Origin of the sequence: Nocardioides sp., assembly GCF_025964975.1 — a bacterium.
Taxonomy (GTDB): Bacteria; Actinomycetota; Actinomycetes; order Propionibacteriales; family Nocardioidaceae; genus Nocardioides.
Map to the genome: position 1 here is coordinate 1 of NZ_JAOPXV010000123.1, position 4,223 is coordinate 4,223.

Sequence of the window (4,223 nt, forward strand, 5' to 3'; positions counted from 1 at the left end):
ACTTCTCCAGGACGGCGTCGGCGAGCACCAGGGCCACCATTGCCTCGGCGACGATGCCGGCCGCGGGGACCGCGCAGACGTCGGAGCGCTGGTGGTGGGCGACGGTCTCCTCGCCGGTGACGACGTCGACCGTCTTCAGCGCCCTGGGGATGGTGGCGATGGGCTTCATGGCGGCGCGGACACGAAGGACCTCGCCGGTGGACATGCCGCCCTCGGTGCCGCCGGAGCGACCGGACGTACGCCGCAGGCCCCCCTCGGTGGAGACGATCTCGTCGTGCGCCAGGGAGCCGGGGGTGCGCGCGGTCTCGAACCCGTCGCCGACCTCGACGCCCTTGATGGCCTGGATGCCCATGAGCGCTCCGGCGAGGCGCGCGTCGAGCCGTCGGTCCCAGTGCACGTGGGATCCGAGCCCCGGCGGGAGGCCGTGGACGACGACCTCGACGATCCCGCCGAGGGTGTCACCGTCCTTGTGGGCTCGGTCGATGCGCTCGACCATCGCCGCCGCTGCGTCGGGGTCCAGGCAGCGCACCGGGTTTGCGTCGAGACGCTCCACGTCCCCCGGCTCCGGGACCGAGCCGGCCGGGGCGCGTACGCCGCCCAGCTCGACCACGTGGCTGACGACCTCGGCACCGACGGACTGGCGGAGGAAGTTGCTCGCGACGCGGCCGAGGGTGACCCGCGCCGCGGTCTCGCGGGCGGAGGCACGCTCAAGGATCGGTCGGGCCTCCTCGAAGTCGTACTTCTGCATGCCGACCAGGTCGGCGTGCCCGGGTCGCGGCCGGGTCAGGGCGGCGTTGCGGGCGAGCGCGTCGAGCTCGGCGGGGTCGACGGGGTCGGCCGACATCACCTTCTCCCACTTGGGCCACTCGGTGTTGCCCACCTGGATCGCGACCGGGCCGCCCATGGTCTCGCCGTGGCGGACGCCGCCGGTGATCGTGACCTCGTCGGCCTCGAACTTCATCCGGGCGCCCCGGCCGTAGCCGAGCCGGCGTCGCGCGAGCGCTTCGGAGATGTCCGAGGTGGTGATCTGGACGTGAGCCGGCATCCCCTCGAGGATGGCGACCAGGGAGGGGCCGTGGGACTCGCCCGCGGTGAGCCAACGCAGCATTGGCGCAGTCTTTCACGCGAGCGGCGGCCGCAGGTTGTCGCCGTCAGCCGGCGAGATTGCCCCAGGCCCACGCGGCATAGACAGGGCCGAGGACGATGCCCACCACCCCTCCGACCAGCATCCAGGGACCGAACGGGTTGTGCTTCCTGTCGACGACCTTCAACACGCTCAGCAGGACGCCGCCCACGGCTCCGAGGAGCAACCCCGACATGGCACCGATCACGATCTCGCCGAAACCGAGGTAGCCCAGGGCGATCCCGAGGATCCCGCTGAGGCGGACGTCGCCGTACCCCATCCCGCGCGGGTAGACCAGCCACGAGAGGAAGTAGTAGCCCCCGAGGACGGCCCAGCCGATTGCTGCTCGTTGGAGCAGGAGCCGCGGCTCGCCGCTCGCCAGTGCGGCGATGACGACCAGCGGGATCAGCGTGATGTAGGTCCGCTTGATGATCCACGTGGGCAGGAGTCGGGTCCGCCAGTCGATGAGCGCGAGGGCGACGCCGACGGGCACCAGGGGGACCAGGAAGAGCAGCGACCAGTCGAGTCCGACGACCGCACCGATCAGGACGCCGACGATCGCGGAGGCCGCAGCGCTGCCCGGTGCCAGCCGAGGTCCAGCCGCGATGTCGACGTACAACTGCTTGTCGGCAACATCCTGTGCCGGTTCCGGCTCGAGGTCGTCGGACTCGGACTCGGACTCGAGGTCGGGCTCAGGCTCGGGGACGGCTGCGATGAGCCGCGGCACGAGGAGTCCGAGCACTCCGCACAGGCAGCTCGCCACGATGGCGCCGAGGAGACTCATGGCGACGTCCGCTCCGCCAGTGCCCGCTCGCCGGCGGCGCGCATCGCAGCCACGGGCGCGGGCTTGCCGGTGAACAGCTCGAACTGCACGGCTGCCTGGTGGACCAGCAGGTCGAGACCGCCCACCAGCACCCGGTCGCCGACCGAGGCAGCCAGGGGCGTCGGCCACGGGTGGTAGACCACCTCGAAGACGACGGGTACGTCGCTGCACGCCGCCACAAGGCGCGCGTCCTGGGCATCCGGCGGGATCGTGGACGCCACCAGGTCGACCGCCAGCGCGGACAGCTCGTCGAGCCGCCGTGCGGTGACCTCCGGTCGACCGGGATGTCCGGCCACGGTCTCGACGGCCTCGAAGGCGCGCTCGGTCGAGCGGGCGATGATCTCCAGTCGGCGTACGCCCAGGTCGGCCAGCGCCAGCCCGACGGACGTCGCGGTGGCGCCGCCGCCGATGATCACCGCGGTCGCGAGTGGTGCCGACGTGCGTTCCCGGATCGCCGCGATCGCCCCGGGGATGTCGGTGTTGTCCCCGAGCAGGCGATCGTCCTGGAGGACGATCGTGTTGACGGCACGGGCGAGCCTGGCCCGCTCGGTCAGCTCGTCGACCAGCGGCACGGCCTCGCGCTTGAGCGGCATCGTGAGGGAGAGCCCGCGCCAGCTGCCGGCGGGGTCCTGGCGCAGGCCGTCCACGAAGGCAGGGAGCCCACCGGAGCCGACGCGGTGGGCGGCGTACTCCCAGTCCAGGCCCAGCACGTCATAGCCCGCCTGATGGAGGATCGGCGAGAGGGAGTGAGCGATCGGGTCACCCAGCACCCCGCACCGGCGCTCCATCAGCACGCGTCGGACGTGGTGCAGTACTGGGTGTACTCGTCCTTGTAGGCCAGGAACTCGTCGTAGGTCTCGGCGAACTTCGTCTCGCCGGTCGCCAGGTCCACCGTGACGTAGTAGTACCAGCCACCCTCCTCCGGGTCGGCAGCGGCGGCGATGGCGTCGTCACCCGGCGCCTCGATCGGCGTCGGCGGCAGACCCACCCTCGTGTAGGTGTTGTACGGCGTGTCCTGCGCGAGCTGCTCGGTGGTCAGCGCCACCCCGAGCTCCTGGTCGAGGCCGTAGTTGACGCTGGCGTCGATCTGCAACCGCCCGTTGGTCCCACCCTGGTCGCCAGGTCCGTCGAGCCGGTTGTAGATGACGCGTGCGATCTTGGGCATGTCGTCGCCACGGCCCTCGGCCTCGACGAGCGAGGCGATGACCATCAGCTCGGCGGGCGTCTTGCCCAGCTCGGCCGCGGCCTCCTCGAGACCGGCCTCCTCAGCTGCTTGACGCCAGCGGTCGACCATCTTGGCCAGGATGTCCTGGGGCATGTCCTTCGGACTGATCTCGTTCGTCGCCGGGAACAGGTAGCCCTCCGCGTTGCCCTCGGCGTAGTCGGGCAGGCCCAGCGCACCGACGTCCTTGAGCGCGGCGTTCCACTTCGCCTCCCCCCACTCGGTGTTCTCGGCCAACAGCGTGATCGTGTCCTCCACCCGCAGACCTTCCGGGACGGTGACGACGCTCTTGACCTGGTTGCCCGGGTCGAGCAGCACGTCGAGCGCATCCTCGGCCGGCATCTCCTTCTTCAGCTCGTAGAACCCCACCTGGATCCCGGAGGAGTCCGGGTCGGCAGCGGCCGCGTCGAGGAAGGACTGTACCGAAGCGACGACGCCCTCGGCCTTGAGGTTGCGACCGATGGCGGCGACTGCGTCACCCTCCTTGACCTCGAAGGTCACCTTGCCCTTGCCGGGGCCGGGAAAGTCCTCCGAGGTCGAGGTCTGGTCCTTGATCCACTCGACGCCCTTGGTCACGGCGAAGTAGGAGGGGACCACGAGCACGGCAAGGGCGACCAGCACCGCCAGGCAGCCGGAGACACCGCGCTTCTTCTTCGCGCGTCGTGCACCGCCCTCGTAGTAGCCGTCATCCTCGACGGCGCTCTCTTCACTCACTGCTCGACCTCGACGATCTCTCCAGGCGCGGTGCCACTCGCGCGTTCGGTGTCCAATGCGTTCTGCAGGATGAGTACGGCGGCTGCCATGTCGACCACAGATCGCCGGTCCTGTCCCTTGCGACCACGGTCGCGGAGCATGGACTCCGCCGACACGGTGGTCAGTCGCTCATCACACAGTCTGACGTGTACGGGCGCAATCTGCCGAGCCAACACGGCCGCGAACTCGCGCACCTTGGCCGCAGCGGGGCCTTCTCCCCCGGACAGGGAGCGGGGGAGTCCGACGACCACCTCGACCGCGTCGTTCTCCTCTACGAGCCGCCGAAGCCGGGACACATCACC

5 protein-coding genes are annotated in these 4,223 nt (G+C 70.4%); all 5 read right to left on the minus strand.

Going from position 1 to position 4,223, the window contains the following annotated elements:
- The coding region (gene aroC / locus JWN68_RS09065; protein ID WP_297737846.1) for a chorismate synthase at nucleotides 1-1,108 on the minus strand (1,108 nt) is incomplete at its 3' end.
- A gap of 43 nt (nucleotides 1,109-1,151) precedes the next feature.
- The gene (locus JWN68_RS09070; protein ID WP_297737849.1) at nucleotides 1,152-1,907 is read right to left on the minus strand and encodes an A24 family peptidase; all 756 of its coding nucleotides are present in this window, start codon (nucleotides 1,905-1,907) and stop codon (nucleotides 1,152-1,154) included.
- Complete coding sequence (locus JWN68_RS09075) at nucleotides 1,904-2,734, minus strand: shikimate dehydrogenase (RefSeq protein WP_297737856.1); 831 nt, start codon at nucleotides 2,732-2,734, stop codon at nucleotides 1,904-1,906. The genes JWN68_RS09070 and JWN68_RS09075 overlap by 4 nt, the downstream gene beginning before the upstream one ends.
- Entirely contained in the window at nucleotides 2,734-3,882 is a 1,149-nt protein-coding gene (gene mltG, locus JWN68_RS09080) for an endolytic transglycosylase MltG (RefSeq protein WP_297737851.1), read from the minus strand. Before mltG ends, JWN68_RS09075 begins: the two co-directional genes overlap by 1 nt.
- Nucleotides 3,879-4,223: Holliday junction resolvase RuvX (ruvX, locus tag JWN68_RS09085; RefSeq protein WP_297737854.1), on the minus strand; the 345-nt coding region annotated here is incomplete at its 5' end. The genes mltG and ruvX, both read right to left, overlap by 4 nt.